Here is a 20306-nt window from a genome sequence, read left to right as displayed (position 1 = left end):
CGCCGCGCCACCCCCATCGCCACCGACCCCCGGTGGACCTTGTGTCCGGCCTTCCGCCTGTGCCCGACGGGCGCCCTCGCAGGCATCCGTCGGCCCCCCAACCCGTGTCCAGCTAACGTGCTGAACACGCACGGCGCCACCTGCTATCCACAGGTTATCCACAACCCGTGGCGTTGCTGATGGCCGCTCCCGGCCGGATTGGTCGGCAGATTTACCGGAGCCTGTAGTGGCGCGGGCTGAAAACAGGCTCACCGTGGCGAACGATCCACCTGCTTGTCCGGTTTTGGCCGCCGCTTCACGGTCTGCGAACGGCCCCGATGAGACCAGCAACCGCGCACGCTAACAGCGCTGACAGGTGGACGACAACCGCAGATCGGACCGTGCGGCGCCCGATTGCAGGAAAAGATTCACTTTGTGCGCGGAAAGACCTGGTGGCCGTCGTTCAGACCCGCATGTCGGCGTGCCGACCAAGGATATGGTTGACCGTGAGATGGCCTCTCCGTAGGGTTGGGCGGTTGCTCCGCCGCGTTCTGCTAAAGTGGCGTCTTGCAGCCCGATGCCCCCTGGACGTAGTACGAAGACGGAGTTCTGACGTGAGCAAGCGCACCTACCAGCCGAACAACCGCCGGCGTGCCAAGACCCACGGCTTCCGGCTGCGCATGCGCACCCGTGCAGGCCGCGCGATCCTGTCGTCCCGCCGGACCAAGGGCCGCGACAAGCTGTCGGCCTGATCCGACCGCTTGGCGCAGGCCTGAATGACCGGATAATCGTGCTAGCCGCGGCACAGAGACTGCGACGTAGCACAGACTTCGCCGCAGCGATTCGTGGTGGCCGCCGTGCTGGCCGCGGGACTCTGGTCGTTCATCTGCTTATCGAGGAGCCGGCGTTCGCCTCTACGGCGCGCGCCGGCTTCGTCGTTTCCAAAGCGGTGGGCAACGCGGTGACCCGCAACAAGGTTCGCCGACGTCTGCGTCATCTGGTTCGGTCGCATCTCGCTGAGCTTCCCGAGGGTGCTTCCCTGGTGGTTCGCGCTTTGCCGCCTTCCGCCGAGGCGGAGTACGCCACCCTTGCCTCGGATCTGGAGGGGGCGATCGCAACGGCGCGCAGACCCCGGCGGCCGCGATGAGCGTCATTGCCCGGCTCCTGACCGCAGCGGTCGTCGCGTACCGTCGATACTTGAGTCCGGTGCTGCCGGCACGCTGTCGGTTCTATCCCTCATGCAGCGCGTACGCCCAGGAGGCTCTGGCGCGGCACGGTGCGTTGCGAGGGACGGGCCTGGCGATCTGGCGGCTCCTGCGCTGCCACCCTTTCCACCCTGGCGGGTACGACCCGGTGCCTGAGCGGATCCGTCACCGTCCTGCCGATGTGACTGGAGCTTAGATTGAGTCTCGACTGGATCTACAACGCCATCTCGTGGATCCTCCTACGGTGGCATGCCCTGTGGGACGCCATCGGCATCCCCGACGGCCGCGTGCTCGGCACCAACTGGGCCTGGATCCTGGCGATCATTTTCCTGGTCGTGACGCTGCGGATCATCCTGTTCCCCGTCTTCGTGAAGCAGATCAAGAGCCAGCGCGCGATTCAGGCGCTGCAGCCGAAGGTCAAGGCTCTCCAGGAGAAGCACAAGGGTGACCGGGAGACGCTCCAGAAAGAAATGATGGAGCTGTACCGGACCGAGAAGGCCAACCCGCTGATGGGCTGCCTTCCCATGTTCCTGCAGATCCCGGTCTTCTTCGGCCTCTTCCACGTGCTCCAGCACCTCGACCCGAGCATCTCCGAGAAGTACAAGCTTCTGTACGGATGGTCGCTCGAGCAGTTCGACAGCGCTGCCAACGCGCACCTGTTCAACGCGCCGATCAGCGCGAAGTTCGGCTCGACTGCCACGGAGCTCGCCGCCGTGGGCGCCGACGCCATGACCGTGAAGGTTCTGGCCGGCGTCCTGGTCCTGATCATGATGGCGACGACCTTCCTCACCAGCCGTCAGATGATTCTGAAGACCGGCTGGGCCGAGGACCCGCAGCAGAAGATGATCCAGCGGCTGATGCTCTACGGCATCCCGTTCTCGCTGCTGATCTCCGGTTCGCTGTTCCCGATCGGTGTTGTCATCTACTGGGTCACGAACAACCTGTTCACCCTCGCCCAGCAGCAGTGGGTGCTCCGGAAGTTCCCGCCAATCCAGATGAACAAGGGTGCTGCGGCCACGTCGTCGGCCCGTCCGGCTGGTTCGGGTTCGCGTAACGGTGCCGCCAGCCCGGTGCAGCCCGCGCGTACCGGTGGGCTCTTCGGACGTAAGTCCGCGCCCGAGCCGGTTTCTCCGGTCGCCGAGACCAAGGCTTTGGCCCCCAAGCCCGGCGCCAAACCGGTGAATCCGAAGAAGGGCACCCGGCCGGCGAACAAACCCAAGGGATGATCGCTGATCCAGGCCCTGACCAGGGCCTGGACCGCTCCCCTTACCGCCACAGACCTGCCCGCTCTGCGGGAAACATCGGAAACAACGGAGATGAGACCGTGACCGACACCAGCACTCCCCCTTCCGTCGAGCCGGCCGAGGCCGTCGTGGCCACCGCCGACGAGAAATCCGAGGCCCCGGCCGAGGCGAAGAAGTCGGAGAGCGTCGCCTCGGACAGCGACCTGTTCCGTCAGAGTGAGATCGCTGCGGACTACGTCGAGGGGCTGCTGGACATCCTCGACTACGACGGTGACATCGACGAGCTGGTCTCGGCCGGCCGGCCGATGGTCGAGGTGGTCGGTGACCGGCTTCAGCCGCTCGTCGGCCAGCGTGGCGCCACGCTCGAAGCTATGCAGGAGCTCACCCGGCTGGCGATCTTCCGGGCCACCGGTTCTCCCAGCCGGCTTCTGCTGGACATCGGCGGATACCGCGCCGCCCGCCGCAAGGAACTGGCCGCGGTTGGCCGCAACGCGGTGGAGAAGGTCAAGGAGCACGGCGACCCGGTACGCCTTGAGCCGATGTCGGCGTTCGAGCGCAAGTGCGTGCACGACGTGGTCAACGCGATCCCGGGTGTGCAAAGCGAGTCCGAGGGTGTCGAGCCCAACCGCCGCATCGTGGTGCGCGTGGCGGACTGATCATGACGAACCCACGCTACGGCGCGGGTGACCACGGCCCGGGCATCGATTCGCCCGGGCCGTCGTCTTTCCCGCGATCTTCTTCTTCGCCTTCTGACGTTGATCTCCCTCCGGGTTTTCCGCTTCCGCCTGATGAGTTGAGAGGCGCTGCGGAAGAGGTTTTCGGTGACCGGCTCCCGGTGGCTGTTCGCTATGCGGAGCTACTCGGCACCGACGGGGTGATCCGAGGGCTCATCGGTCCGCGGGAGACGCCGCGTCTCTGGGAACGTCACCTGATCAACTGTGGCGTTATGTCGGAGATAATCCCTTTAGGCGCTTCGGTGGTTGACATCGGCTCTGGTGCGGGTTTGCCCGGTATCGTGCTCGCAGTGGCCCGACCTGATCTTGCGATCACGCTGGTTGAACCGCTGGCTCGGCGCACCGCGTTCCTCGACGAGGCAGTCACTAACCTCGGCCTCGACAACGTCTCGGTCATCCGTGGCCGCGCCGAAGAGGTCGCCGGCCACCTCGAAGCAGACATCGTCACGGCTCGCGCTGTCGCCGCCCTCGACAAGCTGGCCGGCTGGTGCCTGCCGGTCGCGAAGGTTGGCGGCCGGCTACTGGCACTCAAGGGCGCTTCGGCGGCTGACGAGGTCGCTGAGCACGGGCAGGCGCTGTCCGAGCTGGGCGGCGGTGAAGTGACCGTCCGGCTCTGCGGGGTGGGGCTGATCGAATCGCCCGCGACGGTGGTGGACGTGGTGAAAGAGCGCCAGGCGTCACCGGTTCGGGCGCGGGGTGGTAACTCTCAGGCCGCTGAGCGCGGTGGTGGGCGGAAGAAGACGCGGAGGAGATAGATGGCCAAGCGGGGTGCACGGAAGCGTGCTTTTCGTCCTTTTCGGAAGCCGCACCCCGCGCCATCGGTTGATTCCCCTCTTTCGAGCGTCTCGGCCGCGCCTTCGGGTGACCTCGTCGACGTTGAGCGGGAGGTCCTCCTGACCGAAACTGAACTGTCGGCCGGCCCTCGTGTCGTGTGCGGGTTTCTGATGTGGCCTGCTGTGGATGAGGTTCTCCAGGAATCCGCCGGACCGTCGTCTGGAGCGGTGGTCGAATTGGTTCAGGGGGCCGTGGCCACTGAGGGCTCACGTGCCGGCGGTCATCTGAGGGGCCTGAGTGCCACTGTGGCGCCCGAAGTGGTGTCGATCGGGCGCCGTGTAGGTGCCGACGTTTTCGGGGCGGACGGCGAGCCTGGGGCTGGCGTTAGTGCTGCGATGCGGTTGTGGCGATCGGTTACGCGTACCAACAGGGATTTGAAGCCGGCGTTGCAGGAAGCCGGCGGCGATGTTGGAGGGTTGTTGCGGCTCGTGCCCGGGGCGATGGTCTTCCGTTCGGTAGGTGATGGTGCGACGTTGTGCTCGACTCATCAGACTTCGGACCATGGCAACACCTGCCCGACACCCGTAGGCTGGCTGAGCGTCGATAGTGTGGACCGGATTTCTGGCGCCGGGGCCCACGTTCTGCCGGCCAACCCGTTCCTAACCAACAGGGATATAGCGGTGCATGAGTACGGTGTTTCACGTGAAACCGAGTCGCCTCTCGACAGGCCGTCGGGAGTGAGCGTGGGCGGACCGCACGCTGGCGACCAAAACGTTCCGCAGCCTCGGGCGGGGGGATACGGCCCACCTGCGCCGTATGACTACGGCGTTCCACCCTCCGTCTCGGCTGCGCTTACCCCTGGCGCTCCACTTCCTGGTGTTCCCGTTCAGCCGGACGAGCATGTTTCACGTGAAACGCCGGGCGGGGATGAGGACGATCCGCCCCTTGCCATGGAAGCGTTGCGAGCTGTGCAGATCCTCAACCCGAGCGGCGAGATCATCATGCCGCGCCCAGACCACCCGAGGGTGATTTGCGTCGCCAACCAGAAGGGCGGCGTCGGGAAGACGACCACGACGGTGAACCTGGCAGTGGCGCTCGCCCTGCACGGCAACCGCGTCCTGGTGGTGGACCTTGACCCGCAGGGCAACGCCTCCACCGGTTTGAACGTGCCCCACCACGCCGGCGTGCCGGACGTGTACGACTGTTTGATCGACAACGTGCCGCTGGCCGAGGTCGCGCAGCCGGTCGAGGGCATCCCGAACCTGTTCTGTGTGCCGGCGACGATCGACCTCGCTGGTGCGGAGATCGAGCTTGTCTCGGTGGTGGCTCGTGAGTCCCGCCTCGCTCGGGCGATCGCGGGGCACCCGGAGAAGTTCGACTACGTCTTCATCGACTGCCCGCCCTCGCTCGGCCTGCTGACGGTCAACGCGTTGTGTGCCGCGCAGGAGGTGCTGATCCCGATTCAGTGCGAGTACTACGCGCTGGAGGGCCTCAACCAGCTGATCAACAACATCAACCTGGTTCGGCAGCACCTGAACCCGACGCTCGACGTTTCGACCATCCTCTTGACGATGTACGACCGCCGGACCCGGCTGGCTGACGCGGTGGAGCAGGACGTCCGCAACCACTTTGGGACGAAGGTTTTGAACGCAGTCATTCCCCGAAACGTGCGAGTCTCGGAGGCTCCCAGCTACGGGCAGTCTGTGATGACCTACGATCCGGGATCACGGGGTGCGACCAGCTATTTCGAGGCCGCCCTTGAGATCGCAGTGCGTGGGGTCAACACAGGAGGCACGGCATGAAGAACCGTCCGCGGGGTGGCCTAGGCCGTGGCCTGGGTGCGTTGATCCCCACGGCGCCCGCTGCTGAACCGGTGGCGGCAACTGGCTCTGTGGATGTGGCGGTTCCTGAATCGGTGGCGGTTTCGACGCCGGCTGCGGTTCCTTCGGGGTCTGGCGCTGGTGGTCCTTCTGGCGCTGGTGGTCCTGCTACTCCTCCGGCTTCCGGTGCTTCTTCGTCGGCGGTTTCGGGTGGCTCCGGTGGCTCGGGTGGCTCGGGTGTTTCGGACGTCGAGTTGGCGCCGGTGCCTGGTGCCCGGTTTGCGGAGCTTCCGGTCACCTCGATTGAGCCCAACGCGAAGCAGCCGCGGCATGTTTTCGACGAGGAAGCGCTGGAGGAGCTCAAGACCTCCATTCAGGAGGTCGGCTTCCTTCAGCCGATCGTGGTGCGTGACGTCGGCGATGGCCGGTTCGAGCTCGTCATGGGTGAGCGTCGGTGGCGGGCCGCTCAGGCCGTTGGCAAGGAAACGATTCCGGCGATCATTCGGAGCACGCCTGATGACGCGATGCTCCGTGACGCTCTGCTGGAGAACATCCACCGGGCGAACCTGAACCCGCTTGAAGAGGCGGCTGCCTATCAGCAGCTCCTTGAAGAATTCGGGGCGACCCATGAGGAGCTGGCTCGGCGGATCGGACGTAGTCGGCCGCAGATCTCCAACACCATAAGGCTCATGAACTTGCCGGCGCCTGTGCAGCGGCGGGTTGCTGCTGGGGTGCTGTCGGCCGGGCATGCTCGGGCGTTGCTCGGGTTGGACGACAGCGAAGCGCAGGAGAAGCTTGCGCTGCGGATCGTGGCTGAAGGGCTGTCGGTTCGGGCTACCGAGGAGCTAGTGCAGCTTGCTGTTGCGGACGGACCGGTCAAGAAGACCGCGCCGGCTCGGCGGGCGAAGGTGCATGCGCCGGCGCTGAATGATTTGGCTGAGCGGCTGTCGGATCGGTTCGATACTCGGGTGAAGGTTGATATCGGCCGGAACAAGGGCAAGATCACGATCGAGTTCGCTACGGTGGATGATTTGGAGCGGATAGTCGGCATGATCGGTGTCGAGGATGAGGGTGCTCGCGGGGAAGAGTCGGGCGAGTAGCTTTCGGGTTTCGTTTCGGTTTGGGTCTTGGGTTTTCGTTTGGGTTTGGGTCTTGGGTTTTCGCTTTGGTTTTGGGCTTGAGTTGAGCTGAGTTTGGGTCTTGTTGGGCGCGTGCCGAGTTTGGTGCGCGCCTTTTTCTTGGGGTTTTTGAAGGTGAGGAAGGCTTCAAGGGCTTCTGTCAGAACGATTCTCCTGGGGTTTTGGGGTGGGTGGGGTTGATCGTTTGGGGAGTTCTGATTGTGGCTTTTGGGGGCTTGGTCGGTTTCTCTGAATGATCTTCGTGGTTGGTGGTGATTGGTGATGGTCAGGGTTCTGCAACAGGGTGGGCGAAGTGACTTGGCCGAGGATGACTGATGAGGCATGACTGTCGTAGGTCATACCTCTAGCTGTCTTCCTTTAGTTGTGTTCCATGAGACGGCGTGCGATTCACGCAAGGACGGTCTCGCTGCGGACGTTGAGCGGTGGGGTGTTCTAGGTGGCGTTGGTCCGTTGGGAAGTCGGACGGGCGGGGTCGGCTCTCTCTCTCTCTCTCTCTCTCTCTCTCCTCAAGAGCGGTCTGGGTCTGTTGTCGGTGACGGTGGCGGTCCTTTGAGCGCATCAATCCGGGCGGTGGGGCACGCGGTCTCGTATGTCGCGGTGTGAGAGAGCCACAGTGCTTGTCTAAGGCAGAGTCGGGGCTCGGTCTTCGAATGGCGGCCGGCGTTATGCGGAGGGCGTCGGCGGCTGACGCGGTTAGAGATCTCGAATCGCAGTAGATCTCGGGTTCGCCATTTGTGGGGCTGTGGCGGATTGGGGCGGTCGCGGGTGCGGGGCGGTGGCGGCGGGGCGGTGTGGCGGCGGGGCGGCGGGGCGGCTGCGGAGAGGTCGCTCGGTCCGAGGTGCCGCTCAGAGATCTTGTGCGGTTTGGTCGGCTGATCGCCCGAGAGTGCACGAGTTTGCGGGACGGCCCCCGTCCCTGGCATGTCGGTTTCGGTTGGCCGGCGTACGTTGCGCTGACGCTCTGCCGCGGCAGCGGGGGGACGTGCCGGTTCTTGGCGAAGTGTGGGCGTTCTATGCCCGGCCCCTACAGGTTCCAAGGTTCGGCCAGGCGGTGCTTCACAGTTTCGACGTAGCGGACGCGGTGCTTCATCGATCTTGTGGAGTTCGGCGAACTGTTTGCGCGTAGCTCCGCAAGATCGACTAAGCCTGTTCGATCTTGCGGAGTTGTGCGGGTGCGTCTCCAGGGAAGTCCACAAGATTCAGGCTGCGTTGCGTTGCGCTGCGCTGCGCTGCGCTGCGCGGGGCCGGGCAGGGTTGGGCGGGGCCGGGCGGCCGTCGATCTTGCCTCCTTTCTGATCGAGGCCGTGTTGACCGAGGTCCCCAAGATCGCTCCTTCCCGTGTCGCTGGGTGCTCGGCGCTTGAGCTGACGGCTCGTCATGTTTCACGTGAAACGTGGGTGGCGCTTGGCGAGAGATCGACTCTCGGGCGGGGCGTAGGTTGATTGTGCCGGCGGTGCCCATCTTGGCTTGATGGCAGAAGACGGCCCGGCCTGCAGGTGGCGTCTCGCAGTTATCGCTTGGCGCCTGGTGGTCGATATCGGGTTGCCGTTGGTGGGCGTGACGATCGCAGGGTCTCGGCTGCGGCTGGTTTCTACTTTGAGCGTTGGCTAATGCTTCGAATGAAGACGTAGGCCATTCGACCGCGTGCGGCAAGCCGGGAGTACGAGAAGTCAGGGAAGAGATTTAGGACCGTGCGGGGGGCGCAGCTAACGGCCGGCGGTGCGCGGCGCGCTGGACGGGCGTGCTCCGTGCGCCAAGGGCGAGCGCCCCGCTACCCCTGACCCGCGGCGTGCGGCATGCGGCGTGCGGCGTGCGGCACGTGGCGTGCGGCACGTGGCGTGCGGCGAGCGACCGGGGCGTGTGGCGAGCGGCGTGCGGCACGTGGCGTGCGGCGAGCGACCGGGGCGTGTGGCGAGCGGCGTGCAGCACGTGGCGTGCGGCGAGCGACCGGGGCGTGTGGCGAGCGGCGTGCGGCGTGCGGCACGTGGCGCACGGCGAGCGACCGGGGCGTGTGGCGAGCGGCGGGCGACTCGGGGCGTGCGGCATACGGCGGGCGACTCGGGTGTGCGGCGTGATGTAGGAGCAGGCCCACGTCGCGGTTGGGTCGCGACTTCAGCCGTCTGGTCTATCCGGGTTGTTGACCTCAGGAAAGCCGACGACCTGCTGGGTGCCATGTGAGGCCTTCGCAGTTGATGAGTGGGCTAGTGTCGCGAGTTGACTTCGCCTGGCTGCATGTGAGGACGGACTCGCGTCGGACGGACGTCTGGCAGTTCGCAGCGGCCGCAGAGGATCGGTGATTTGGCGCCACCCGTTGGCGGGAGCTTGACTGCTCGGAGTGGGTGCTCGGTGTCTTCAGGCTGGCGTTGCCAGGCCCCTCGGTCATTCTGGTGACGACAACGTGTGCCGGCGAGTCAGCTTTTAGGGTCGGCCAGGTGGGCACGGCAGCAGCTTCTATCTCACGGTGGCTCTTGATGGCTGCTGCATCGCATCGGTCCGACGCAGCCGCCGTGCCCTTACGGTGGCGGCGATGTGCGGGTCCTCGCGGCGGTGGGGTACACCGCTCTGGCGACTGGATGGGCCGGACGGAGGTCTTGGGCGGGACACGAGCGAGGCGTGAAGGCCCAGTGCGGGGGTGCATCTGCGGACGGACGCGTGGGCGTTGGGTGCGCAGGCGGATAACGCAGGCGGATAACGCTGGCAGAGGACGAGGCGCACGACGAGGCGCAGGACGACGCAGGACAAGGCGCAGGACGACGCAGGACAAGGCGCAGGACGACGCGCAGGACGACGCGCAGGACGACGCGCAGGACGACGCGCAGGATTGGGTCTCGACCTTCGGGTCGTTGCCTTCGCGGGTCTGTTTCACGTGAAACATGGGGCTCGTGAAACGCCGTGGGTCTATCGCAATAAAACACCAGTGGCATGCCTGCGCGCCTCGAGATTCCTCAGCAGGTCGTTAGAACGCGCCGTACTGAACACCGCCGTCCCAGGTGGCTGGACACGCGCCGATCAATTACCAGCGTCGTCCGGACTTCATGGTCGCGCCTGGCGGTGCTGCCCGGCCCAGCCACATGGTGACTGGGTGGCTGTGTTGTGAATCGAGGCGTTGGGCGACGGGCCGATGGGGCCCCGACTAAATACGGGGGACCACGGTCGCCGTTGGCGGGTTCTGGAGAGGTGCCTTCGCCGCCAATACTTCCGTCGCGGTGGGTGATTGCGCTTGCGTGAACCGACCCCTGCAGGGCTCGGGCTAGGGCTGGGTGCGCGGTCGGGAAGGCCCGGAGCGGTGAATGGCAGCTTGGCTTCGTGGCTCTGCTGGGCGGCGACTGCTTCGGGGTTATCGGCAGCGTCTCGCTCTTATGGCCGGGCTTCTGGAAGCGATCGGAGTGCGCCGTCCCGTAGTCAGGGAGATTGAGTGGACGAACGGTAAGGCTGGCGCCGGCGCGCATGTCGGCAGGGGCGGGGAACGTGGCAGCGGCCTTGTCCGCCCTTGAGCGGAGAGCCATCGCTAGGCGGGAGACGTCGCTTGGGGTAAAGCTGCCGTCGACAGTCCAGCTCGGCGCCTGCGACCAGTTTGGTGGTGCCTAGCGAGTTCGTCGACTGGCGGACCGTCCCATTCAGGTGCGGCGCACGGGTGCTTGAGTCGACTCAAGGGTCGGCGGTCGACCCGTGGAGCTGAGATCAGCTTGGTCGTGCAGCGCTACGGACAAGTGGGGCTCGGAACGGCGGGCGGCGGGTTGTCGCTGAGCCCTGCCGTCCCGAGTGTTCATCGGTTGGGGCCGCCGATCATGCCGATGCGATTCGTCTGGCGCTAAGAGGGACTAAGAGGCTTGAGCACGTGTGGGTGGCTAACTGAAGTAACCCAAGACAGCGATTGTGCGAGACGCCGGCAGGGCGGCTGAATCCGTTCACGATAGAAGTCCTGGCTGAGGGCCGGCACACCCGGCTCACCCGGCTCATCCGGCTCACCCGGCTCATCCGGCTCACCCGGCTCATCCGGCTTACCCGGCTCACCCGGTGGCTGGGAGCGCTGCCAGCCGAGCGTGGCCTGGCCCAGCCTGATACTCGCCTGGTCCAGCCGAGATGAAGTTGCTACGCCAAAGCGGGGCCGCACGGCCATGTAACTGAACGAGCCGCGAGAACCAGGCAGCAGTCGAGAAGGCATGGGCAAGCCGTCCGTGTCCGCCGATTGATGTAGCGCCCGCCGTTGGCCCTCGCCTGGCTTGCGTTCCAGCCCCAACCCCACGTGACGCAAGTCACCCTCGCGTTTCACGTGAAACACATCAGCTGGGACCCGCATTAATCGACTGGCACGCGGGGTCAGCCGGACCCAAGACTCACTCACCCTCACCATCACAGAGGCCACGACGAGCCCGGATTTAGCGACACACCGATGCCCCACCCGTTTCACGTGAAACAGGTCTCCCACCGTCGAGCGACCTCCGAACGGTGGATCACCCGCAACCAAGCCCCACCCCGGCCACCGCGCTTCGTAGCGAGCCCTGAGAGTGACGCTCGTCCCTCTCCGTGCATATGCAAACACCACTATCCACAACCTGTGCGCGGAGCCTGTTGACGAACCCGTCCCACCCGTTTCACGTGAAACAACGCCGATGCCGTCACCTTCGTCCACCGCTCTATCCACAGGATCCACAAGCGTTCTACGTCGCGTTTCACGTGAAACGGGGCAGCCTGTGGATAACTTCTGTGGATAACTTGGGGGCGGTTCTGTGGAGAGCGGCAGCGTTACGCCTGTCTAAATGCCAACCCCGCTCGGGCGGGTGTAAAGGCGTCCCTCCGTCGTGCGAAATTGACCCAGGACAGCCCCTCCTGAGCTGGGCTAAGGTCACGTCGTGTCCGAGAACACCGCCCCCCTGCCTGACTTCACACGTTGGCCGTCGTTCCCCTTTGAGGGGGACATGCGGGTCAAAAAGCTCGCGCCTCCCGTGGAGGTTGAGCCGCCGCGAAGCGGTGAGGATGCGTCGGACTGTGTGGCCTGCGGCACGCCCGATGACGCGTACATCTGGGTCAGTGAGCGATGGCGGGTCCGGGCGATGGACCGCCCGACTGGCTTGCCGATGGTTTTGATCCTGGAGTGCCGTTCCCACTTCGACATCGGCGACCTGCCCAACATGCTGGCCGCGGAGCTCGGCGTCATGACCGTCCGGCTTGAGCGGGCCATCCGCTCGCTCGACGGCGTCGCACGGGTGCACGTCAACCGATGGGGTGATGGTTCCGCGCATCTCCACATGTGGTTCCTCGCTAGGCCCTATGGGCGGCTGCAGCTCCGCGGCACGTTCCTCTCGCTCTGGGATGATCTCCTGCCGGTCATCCCGGAGTCCCAGTGGCGTGAGAACCTCGCCCACGTCGCCGCGTGGCTCGCCGACTTCGGCGGGAAGGCGAACGCCGAGCCGGCTCACATCCAGTGGGAGTCCGCCGGGACTTTCGCGGTCCCCACTCCTACGAGCACAAATCCAGCCGCAGCGCCGGACACGGAGACCGACAGCACCCGTCGGCCACAAACCCTGGGCGACATCGAGGCCGCCTCGCCGGCGGCTGATTCTGGGGTACGCATAACCGAGGCGTCCTCGGACATCCCGCAAAGAGCCGCAGGCCCGACGTTCCCACAAGGTCACCCGGCGTCGAACATCGAACCAGAGCCCAGCTCTCGACCCGCCCCGGCACCCGAAGTACCCGCCCCGGCACCCGAGGGGCAGGCCCCGGCACCCGAGGGGCAGGCCCCGGCACCCGAGGGGCAGGCCCCGGCACCCGAGGGGCAGGCCCCGGCACCCGAGGGGCAGGCCCCGGCACCCGAGGGGCAGGCCCCGGCACCCGAAGTGCCCGCCGCAGCCGCACCCCCGTCACAGTCGTAGACCGCATCGCCGACGGAACGTTTCACGGGAAACATCGGACTGCGCAGGCCGACCAGGACGCGGCACGAGGACGGGTATCCCCCGGGTAAGCGAAAAGCCCGGCGTCACCAACGACGACCGGGCTTCGCCCCGAACCACCCCGCCGAAACTCAGGCGGTGCGGCCCACTGCCTGCTCCACCAGCCCGCTCAGGACCTCACCCAGATCCACCCCGGCGGCCTGGACCGCCAGTGGCAGCAGCGAGGTCTCTGTCATCCCGGGGGACACGTTGCAACCCAGCACCTGCACCGCCCCGTCCTCGCCGACGATCACGTCGATGCGGGACAGGTCGCGCAGACCCAGAGCTTTGTACGCCGCCAGCGCCGCCTCCGACACCTGCGCGGCAACCGACGCCGACAACCGGGCCGGCACGTGCCACGTCGTCAGACCCGCCGAGTATCGAGCCGCGTAGTCGTACACGCCGTCGCGGGGGACTATCTCGACGATCGGCAGGGCTTCCGGGCCGTTGCCCCGGTCGACGATCGAGACGGCCACGTTGGTGCCGGCGACGAACTGTTCGACAAGTGCCGTCGAGTCGTACGCGAAGCAGCCCACCATCGCCGCCGGCAGATCGGCGGCGTCTCGGACCACCGCTGCGCCCAGGCCTGAGCCGCCCTGTGCCGGTTTCACCATCAGAGGCAGACCCAAGCGGTTGACGATGCGGTCCAGCACTGCCACGGCGCCGAGCTCGGAGAAGCGGTCGTGCGGCAGCGCCACCCAGTCCGGTGTCGGGATGCCTGCTTCGCGCAGCATCGATTTCGCCGACGGCTTGTCCCACGCGAGGCGGGCCGTGCGGGCGTCGGCACCCACGTACGGGACGCCGCACAGATCCAGGACGCCGCGCAGGGAGCCGTCCTCGCCCGTGGCGCCGTGCAGCGCGATGAACGCGGCGTCCGGCGGGTCGGCCTGCAGCGCCGGGAGCAGCGAGACGTCCGCGTCGTGCAGCTCGGGGGTCAGGCCGGCCGAACGAAGAGCGTCCAGGACGCGGCGGCCCGACCGCAAGGACACGTCCCGTTCGTAGGAGAGTCCACCGGCCAGCACCAAAATCCGCAGTTCGTCACGCGTACCCATAGGGGTGATCATGCCAACTCGTGGCCGGGGGTGTCGGCAGCGGCCGGACCACGACGGCGCTGGTGAGCCAGCGCTGCGGAGCCACCGAAGACGGCGCGCATCTCCAGCTCCTTCTCCATCACCCCGGACAGGCGCCGCACGCCCTCACGAAGCCGCTCAGGCGACGAGAACGAGAAGTTGAGCCGCATGTTCCCCCTGCCCGTCCCGTCGGCGTAGAAACCCGTTCCGGGAACGTAGGCGACGCGCGCGGCGATGGCCCTGGGCATCATGGCCTTGGAGTCGAGACCCTCGGGGAGGGTGGCCCAGACGAAGAGGCCGCCGGCCGGGCGGGTCCAGGTGGTGCCTTCCGGCATCTGCGCCGCGAGGGCTTCGAGCAGGGTGTCGCGGCGCTCGCGATAGATCTCGCGGTAGACCTTGATCTGCTCCTGCCAGGGCATCGCCGTCAGGTATTGCGTCACGGCGCCCTGGGCGAACGCGCTCGGGCAGAGCACGTTGGCCTCGCTCATCATGACGAGCTTTTCCCGGACGGCGTGCGGCGCGAGGATCCAGCCGACCCGCAGGCCCGGCGCGAACGTCTTGGAGAAGGTGCTGACGTAGAAGACGCCGTCGCGGCGGCGGGCGCGCAACGGAAGCGGCGCCTCACCCTCGAAGGACAACATTCCGTACGGGTCGTCCTCGATCACTAGCAGACCGGCGCGCTCGCAGATGTCGAGCACCTGCTCGCGCCGCTCCTCCGAGAGGGTGACGCCGGCCGGGTTCTGGAAGGTCGGGATCGTGTAGAGGAACTTGGCCTTGCGGCCTGCTCTCTCGGTTTCCGCGATGGCTTCTTCGAGTGCTGCCGGGATCAGGCCGTCTGCGTCCATGACCACATGCTTCACCTGTGCCTGGGCGGCCTGGAAGACGCCGAGTGCGCCGACGTACGTCGGCCCCTCGGCGAGCACCACGTCGCCCGGGTCGAGGAAGAGCCGGGCCAGGAGATCGAGGGCCTGCTGGCCACCGACGGTGACCACCACGTCGTCCGGGGACGCGTTGTGGATGCCGGACAGAGTCATCACGTCGCAGATGCGTTCGCGCAGTTCGATCGTGCCCTGGCCGATGCCGTACTGAAGGCTGGTGGTGCCCTGCTCGGAACCGAGACGGTTCAGCATCTCGCCGACCGCGTCGAGCGGGAGGGCCGCGATGTACGGCGAGCCGCCGGCCAGCGACACCACCTCGGGGCGGCTCGTGACGGCGAACAGTGCCCGGATCTCGGACGTGGTCATCCCGCGAACACGTCGGGCGTACCGATCGGTGTAATCATCCTGAGTTGTGCCGGTCATGCGGCTCTCACCTCGCTGAATCGGTGGTGCAGACGCCATCGATAGTAAACGGGGAAAGCGCCGCTGAGACCGGTCGTCCCATTAGGCTGTTGCCCGACCTGGTCCCGTTCATGGTGATTCCGGCGTAGGATTCGGCGGGGGGCGCGGAAGAGCGTTTCCGATCTGTCCCGGTTCTGTGCAGGGAGTTTGCCATGTCGCGGCGCCTGGTCAATCTCACTCTTGACACCCTTGAGGACCTGCCCCGGCCCTGTCGGCAGTGCGTCCACTGGGAGCTCGACCCGGTCAGCGCGGAGCGAGCATGCGCCAGCGGCGACCCCGGGCTGGAAAAAGAAGCCTGGGTCTCACAGACGCTTCTGGAGTGGGGCTCCTGCGGCAAGCTGGCGTACGTCGACGGCATGCCTGCAGGCTTCGTGATGTACGCGCCACCGGCCTACGTCCCCCGCTCGATGGCATTCCCCACGTCCCCGGTCAGCGCGGACGCCGCACTGCTCACCACGGCCAAGGTGGTGCCCGCGTTCGCCGGCGGCGGCCTGGGCCGGATGCTGGTGCAGGGCGTGGCGCGCGATTTGACGAAACGCGGGATCAAGGCGATCGAGGCGTTCGGCGACGCGAAAGCCGGCGAGCCCGACGACGAGGAAAAGCGCGACGGCACGTGCCTGGCGCCAGTCGACTTCTTCCTGTCGGTGGGCTTCAAAACGGTCCGCCCGCACTTCCGTTACCCGCGACTGCGGCTGGAGCTGCGGACGGCCCTGTCCTGGAAGTCCGACGTCGAGTACGCCTTGGAAAAGCTGCTCGGCTCGATGAGCCCGGAAAAGCTGCTGCGGCCGATGCCGGCCACCAGCTCCGCGGACAACTAGGCGCGATCGGCCAGGGCGAGTCGCAGCTGGCGGACGTCGATCGAGCCGGTCGGCACGTCCCGCTCCACCGGGAAATACATCCGCTGGACGGCGGCGAGCAGCGCCTCGACGATCTGCTCACGGAACGCCGGGTCGATCAGGTGCTCGCGGTCGTGCGGCGAGGTCAGGTAACCGAGGTCGACGCGTACCGTCGGCATCCGGGTCAGGCGGAGCAGGTCCCAGGTCTTCGCGTGGGTGCGGCAGTCGTGCATCCCGGTCCGGACCACGATCTCGCGCTGCACCAGAGCCGCCAGACGCTCGCCGACCGTGGAACTCAGACCGTTGCCGGTGCCGTAGTGGTACGTCGCGACGCCCTGGGCGGTTTCGGTGTCCTGCCCGTCGAGGTGCAGCGAGATCAGCAGGTCCGCGCCGAGGCTGTTGGCCAGAGCCGCGCGCTCGGCGCCGCTCATCGGGCCGGCCGGCGACGGGCCACGGGTCAGATGCACCCGCATGCCGGCTGCAGCGAGCCGGCCCTCGAGCCGGGTGGCCAGGTCGAAGACGAGGTCCGCTTCGTTCCACCGGAGCGGACCGTCGGGCACCACGACGCCGGTGTCGTCACCACCGCCGTGACCCGGGTCGATCACGATGGTCTTGCCGACCAGGTTGGGACCGGACTGGCGGAAGGCCTCGGCCTCACGCAGCCACTGCGGGCGGCCACCGACGACCTTGCGGCCGAGCCGGCGCAACGCCTTCATGGTCTGCGGGCCGCAGGAGCCGTCCGGCGCCAGGCCGACCTCACGCTGGAACTGCGCCACCGCCCGGGCGGTACGCGCTCCGTAGATCGCATCAGGCCGGCCGGTGTCGTAACCCATCTCCAGCAGACGCTCCTGAAGCGCCCGCACGTCCTCACCAACGAGCGCGTCGGGGACCGAGTGGAAGAGAGTCCGCGAGCCGAGACGCCAGCGGGCCGCGTCCAGAGCGCCCCAGGTCTCGTCGCCGACCAGACCGTCGACACCGAGCCCTCGGCCCTGCTGGAACGCGCGAACCGCGTCCTCGACCGCCTCGTCGAACACATCCGGCTCGTCTGCGGAGATCAGCTCCAGACCGGCCAGGATCGACCGGATTTCAGAAACGGCAGGACCGGTGTCTCCGCGTCGGATGGACCGCACTCACGACTCCCTAGGGGCGAGGAAGGACGAACCTTGACGAGCGTACGCCCCGCGTACCAGAACGGCGCGGGGCGTACGAACGGTCGTCAGAGAGCCGATTCGATGAAGTTGACCAGGAAGCTTTTCGGCTTCGCGCCGGCCACCGAGTTGACTCGCTCGCCGCCCTTGAAGATGGTCAGCGTCGGAACCGACATCACCTGGTACTGCATCGCGATCTGCGGGTTCTCGTCGATGTTGACCTTGACGATCTCCACCTGCGAGCCCAGCTCCGAGTCGGCGATCTCGGCGAGCAGCGGGTCCACCTTCTTGCACGGCACACACCACTCGGCCCAGAAGTCGACAAGCACAGGCTTGTCGGACTGCAGCACGTCGGCGGCGAATGTCTGTTCGGTGACGACCTTCACAAGGACCCTCCCGGTCTTACAGCTCTACGAATGAAGCGATGAAGCGTTCGGCGTCCAGCGCCGCGGCACAGCCGGTGCCGGACGCGGTGATGGCCTGCCGGTACGTGTGGTCGACCAGGTCACCGGCGGCGAAGACGCCGACGACGTTGGTCCGGGTACTGGGCGACTGGACTTTCACGTAGCCCTCGTCGTCGAGCTCGACCTGGCCCTTGAAGAGTTCGCTGCGCGGGTCGTGGCCGATCGCCACGAAGACACCGGTGACGTCGAGAACCTTGGTCTCGCCGGAGTTGACGTCACGCAGCCGGACACCGGCCACCTTGCCGTCGTCGCCGAGGACCTCTTCGACGACCGAGTTCCACTCGACCTTGATCTTCGGGTTGTCCAGGGCACGTTTCTGCATGACCTTGCTGGCCCGGAAGGAGTCACGCCGGTGCACGATCGTCACGGTCTCGGCGAACCGGGTGAGGAAGGTGGCCTCCTCCATCGCGGAGTCGCCACCGCCGACCACGACGATGTGCTGGTTGCGGAAGAAGAAGCCGTCACAGGTGGCACACGACGAGACGCCGCGGCCGAGCAGCTCCTGCTCGCCGGGCACGCCGATCGGGCGCCACGCGGAGCCGGTCGCCAGGATCACGGCGCGAGCGAAGTATTCCTTGTCGCCGACCCAGACGGTCTTGAGGCCCTCGGTGCCCGGCTCGGTCGGCTTGTCGCCGAGCTCGACGCGGGTCACGTCGTCGGTGATGAACTCGGCGCCGAACTTCTCGGCCTGCGCGCGCATGTTGTCCATGAGCTCGGGGCCCATGATGCCGTCGCGGTGACCCGGGAAGTTCTCCACCTCGGTGGTGGTCATCAGAGCACCGCCGGACTGGACGCCCTCGATCACCAGAGGCTTGAGGTTCGCACGGGCCGCATAGAGCGCCGCGGTGTAGCCGGACGGCCCCGAACCGATGATGATCAGATTTCGGACCTCGTCCACTGCCGACTCCTCAGTCTGTTTGTCGCCGTACCGAAACGCCGGCGACACTGCACGCTAGAACGTCATGCTAGGCATCCGCCATTCCCCAGGTTCCGGCCGTGTCGGACCTCACCGGGGTTCGGTCAGCGTACCGGCAGTTTCTGCAGGGCGTCGGCGTCACCGATGGGCGTGCCGCAGGCCGCGCCGACCGCCCACACCCACCCGCCGTTTGCCCCCATGAACCGGACGATAAGTGCCGGAGCACCGGTGTAGAAGGCGTAGTCCACCGAGTCGACAGTCAGCGGTCCGCCGCCGTTTTCCCTGGCGATCGCGTCCAGACAATCGGCCAGCGCGCCCGGATCGAGCAGCCGGCTGAGCGGATCTTTCGCCGCGGACTCGTCGACATCGCTGGAGGAGACCGCCGCTGAGGAGGCCGATCGGCTGCCCATCAGCGCCGCGGGTTCCTGGAGCAGCGACGCGGCGTCGTAGTCGAAGCCGGACTGCAGGACCGTGCCCACCGCCGGTGCCATCGCGACCATCGGCGCGTCAGGGTCCGCGGCGCTCTGCGCCTCGCTCGAACTCGCACCGGAGTCGGTCGCGTCGCCGCCGGAGATCTGGCTCAGCCCGAACCCCGCGAAAGCGATCACCCCGGCCGCGATCGAGACGGGTGCGGCCCAGCGCAGCCTGCGTCGTGGCCGGGCTCCAGCGGCGCGCTCACGCTGCGCCTCCGCAAGATCCAAGACCTTCCCGGGTACGGAATCAGCGGCCTGCTCCGGCGAAGGCACAGTGACAGTGGAAACCGGGGTGAACAGCGCGTCCAGCCGCCCGGCAAGATCAGTCGGCATCGGCTCGGGAGGCAGGTCACGAAGCATCGTGCTGACCGTCGCCATCCCCGGAGCGAGGCGCTGGTAGGCCTCCCGCCACACCGGGTCGTCGGCGACCAGGGCGCTCACCCGCTCGTCGTCGGGCGTGCCGATCAGAGCGCCGCCGATGAAATCGGCAAGCAGATCGAGGTCGACCCCCTCGAACTCGGCGCCCGTCACCGCTGATCCCTCCGATCGTGCCCGGCCGGCAGAGAAGTCACCGGCCCCGACCCGGATCCGACGTTGCCACCGCCCGGACGGTTCCCTTCGCCCCGCAGGAAGCCGAGGGTCACCGCCATCCTGGCTCGGCCACGGGCGCACCTGCTCTTGACTGTGCCCTCCGCCACACCGAGCATCTCGGCCGCCTCGGCGACCGGGTATCCCTGCACGTCGACAAGGACGATCGCGGCCCGCTGATCGACCGGAAGAGCGGCAAGGGCATCGCGGACGACGAGCGCGGTGTCGTGGTCGGGGGCGGGAGCGGCCGGTTCCGGAGCGGACGGGCGATCCTGGTCACGGTTGCCGTCGGGCAGCGGGACGGTCGGGTGGGCCTGGCGCCGGCGCAGGCGGTCCAGGCAGGCGTTCACCACGATCCGGTGCAGCCAGGTGGTCACTGCCGAGTCGCCGCGGAACCGGGCCGCGTTGCGATGCGCGTTCAGCAGCGCGTCCTGCAGCGCGTCGGCGGCCTCTTCGCGCTCGCCGACAGTGCGCAGCGCCACCGCCCAGAGGCGGTCCCGGTGGCGGCGAACCAGTTCGGCGAAAGCGTCCGGCTCGCCTGCCACGTGGGCACGGATCAGCTCGGCATCACTCGGCGCGGATTCGCCCGCACCGGGCACACCGGCAGAAACGTCCCGGGAAGTCACGCCAGCAATGTAGTCCACCG

The 20306-nt window shown here is 67.0% G+C and carries 17 protein-coding genes; 10 read left to right on the top strand and 7 right to left on the bottom strand.

Annotation, left to right across the window (positions count from 1 at the left end):
- The first annotated feature begins 593 nt into the window (after positions 1–593).
- From rpmH to ACQP2E_RS38505, 9 genes are all read left to right on the top strand, one after another.
- Positions 594–731, top strand: coding sequence for a 50S ribosomal protein L34 (gene rpmH, locus ACQP2E_RS38545; protein ID WP_111650962.1), 138 nt, complete (start codon positions 594–596; stop codon positions 729–731).
- A 38-nt stretch (positions 732–769) separates the two neighbouring features.
- Positions 770–1126, top strand: coding sequence for a ribonuclease P protein component (gene rnpA, locus ACQP2E_RS38540; RefSeq protein ID WP_433827849.1), 357 nt, complete (start codon positions 770–772; stop codon positions 1124–1126).
- Complete coding sequence (yidD, locus tag ACQP2E_RS38535) at positions 1123–1380, top strand: membrane protein insertion efficiency factor YidD (RefSeq protein ID WP_433827848.1); 258 nt, start codon at positions 1123–1125, stop codon at positions 1378–1380. The genes rnpA and yidD overlap by 4 nt, the downstream gene beginning before the upstream one ends.
- 1 nt (position 1381) lies before the next feature.
- Positions 1382–2410 carry a membrane protein insertase YidC gene (gene yidC / locus ACQP2E_RS38530; protein WP_433827847.1) on the top strand — a complete coding sequence of 343 codons (1029 nt, stop codon included), beginning with the start codon at positions 1382–1384 and terminating at the stop codon, positions 2408–2410.
- Positions 2411–2508: 98 nt separating this feature from the next.
- On the top strand, positions 2509–3084 hold the full coding sequence (locus ACQP2E_RS38525) for a protein jag (protein WP_433827846.1): 576 nt from the start codon (positions 2509–2511) through the stop codon (positions 3082–3084).
- Between the two features lie 2 nt (positions 3085–3086).
- On the top strand, positions 3087–3917 hold the full coding sequence (rsmG, locus tag ACQP2E_RS38520; RefSeq protein ID WP_433827845.1) for a 16S rRNA (guanine(527)-N(7))-methyltransferase RsmG: 831 nt from the start codon (positions 3087–3089) through the stop codon (positions 3915–3917).
- Positions 3918–4673: 756 nt separating this feature from the next.
- Complete coding sequence (locus ACQP2E_RS38515) at positions 4674–5738, top strand: ParA family protein (protein ID WP_433834264.1); 1065 nt, start codon at positions 4674–4676, stop codon at positions 5736–5738.
- Positions 5735–6856, top strand: a complete 1122-nt coding sequence (locus tag ACQP2E_RS38510; RefSeq protein WP_433827844.1) for a ParB/RepB/Spo0J family partition protein — start codon at positions 5735–5737, stop codon at positions 6854–6856. Before ACQP2E_RS38515 ends, ACQP2E_RS38510 begins: the two co-directional genes overlap by 4 nt.
- 5093 nt (positions 6857–11949) lie before the next feature.
- Positions 11950–12768 carry a hypothetical protein gene (locus ACQP2E_RS38505; protein ID WP_433827843.1) on the top strand — a complete coding sequence of 273 codons (819 nt, stop codon included), beginning with the start codon at positions 11950–11952 and terminating at the stop codon, positions 12766–12768.
- Positions 12769–12917: 149 nt separating this feature from the next.
- On the opposite strand, the gene ACQP2E_RS38500 is transcribed toward ACQP2E_RS38505, so the two are convergent.
- Together ACQP2E_RS38500 and ACQP2E_RS38495 are read right to left on the bottom strand one after the other, a co-directional pair.
- A complete protein-coding gene (locus ACQP2E_RS38500; protein WP_433827842.1) occupies positions 12918–13877 on the bottom strand; it encodes a D-alanine--D-alanine ligase family protein in 960 nt (319 codons plus the stop codon).
- A gap of 8 nt (positions 13878–13885) precedes the next feature.
- Positions 13886–15196, bottom strand: coding sequence for a PLP-dependent aminotransferase family protein (locus tag ACQP2E_RS38495; RefSeq protein WP_433827841.1), 1311 nt, complete (start codon positions 15194–15196; stop codon positions 13886–13888).
- A 191-nt stretch (positions 15197–15387) separates the two neighbouring features.
- On the opposite strand from ACQP2E_RS38495, the gene ACQP2E_RS38490 reads away from it, so the two are divergent.
- The gene (locus ACQP2E_RS38490) at positions 15388–16053 is read left to right on the top strand and encodes a GNAT family N-acetyltransferase (protein ID WP_433827840.1); all 666 of its coding nucleotides are present in this window, start codon (positions 15388–15390) and stop codon (positions 16051–16053) included.
- On the opposite strand, the gene ACQP2E_RS38485 is transcribed toward ACQP2E_RS38490, so the two are convergent.
- From ACQP2E_RS38485 to sigM, 5 genes are all read right to left on the bottom strand, one after another.
- Positions 16050–17201: an N-acetylmuramoyl-L-alanine amidase gene (locus ACQP2E_RS38485; RefSeq protein ID WP_433827839.1), complete on the bottom strand. Its 1152-nt coding sequence runs from the start codon at positions 17199–17201 to the stop codon at positions 16050–16052. The genes ACQP2E_RS38490 and ACQP2E_RS38485 overlap by 4 nt on opposite strands.
- An 86-nt stretch (positions 17202–17287) precedes the next feature.
- Positions 17288–17605, bottom strand: coding sequence for a thioredoxin (gene trxA, locus ACQP2E_RS38480; protein ID WP_014448213.1), 318 nt, complete (start codon positions 17603–17605; stop codon positions 17288–17290).
- Between the two features lie 16 nt (positions 17606–17621).
- Positions 17622–18581 (bottom strand): thioredoxin-disulfide reductase, encoded by a 960-nt coding sequence (gene trxB / locus ACQP2E_RS38475; RefSeq protein WP_433827838.1) that lies wholly within the window; start codon positions 18579–18581, stop codon positions 17622–17624.
- Between the two features lie 122 nt (positions 18582–18703).
- Positions 18704–19603: a hypothetical protein gene (locus ACQP2E_RS38470; protein WP_433827837.1), complete on the bottom strand. Its 900-nt coding sequence runs from the start codon at positions 19601–19603 to the stop codon at positions 18704–18706.
- The gene (sigM, locus tag ACQP2E_RS38465; protein WP_433834262.1) at positions 19600–20295 is read right to left on the bottom strand and encodes an RNA polymerase sigma factor SigM; all 696 of its coding nucleotides are present in this window, start codon (positions 20293–20295) and stop codon (positions 19600–19602) included. Before sigM ends, ACQP2E_RS38470 begins: the two co-directional genes overlap by 4 nt.
- Positions 20296–20306 lie beyond the last annotated feature (11 nt).

Source organism: Actinoplanes sp. CA-015351, assembly GCF_050955685.1.
In the GTDB taxonomy this organism is placed as follows: domain Bacteria; phylum Actinomycetota; class Actinomycetes; order Mycobacteriales; family Micromonosporaceae; genus Actinoplanes.
This window is presented reverse-complemented; position numbering and strand designations above follow the sequence as displayed.

What these genes read in the sequence shown, in the direction of transcription:
- ACQP2E_RS38510 (WP_433827844.1), top strand. Translation starts at nt 5,735, where the DNA reads ATGAAGAACCGTCCGCGGGGTGGCCTAGGCCGTGGCCTGGGTGCGTTG.
- rsmG (WP_433827845.1), top strand. Translation starts at nt 3,087, where the DNA reads ATGACGAACCCACGCTACGGCGCGGGTGACCACGGCCCGGGCATCGAT.
- yidD (WP_433827848.1), top strand. Translation starts at nt 1,123, where the DNA reads ATGAGCGTCATTGCCCGGCTCCTGACCGCAGCGGTCGTCGCGTACCGT.
- ACQP2E_RS38500 (WP_433827842.1), bottom strand. Translation starts at nt 13,877, where the DNA reads ATGGGTACGCGTGACGAACTGCGGATTTTGGTGCTGGCCGGTGGACTC.
- ACQP2E_RS38490 (WP_433827840.1), top strand. Translation starts at nt 15,388, where the DNA reads ATGTCGCGGCGCCTGGTCAATCTCACTCTTGACACCCTTGAGGACCTG.
- ACQP2E_RS38505 (WP_433827843.1), top strand. Translation starts at nt 11,950, where the DNA reads ATGGACCGCCCGACTGGCTTGCCGATGGTTTTGATCCTGGAGTGCCGT.
- ACQP2E_RS38495 (WP_433827841.1), bottom strand. Translation starts at nt 15,196, where the DNA reads ATGACCGGCACAACTCAGGATGATTACACCGATCGGTACGCCCGACGT.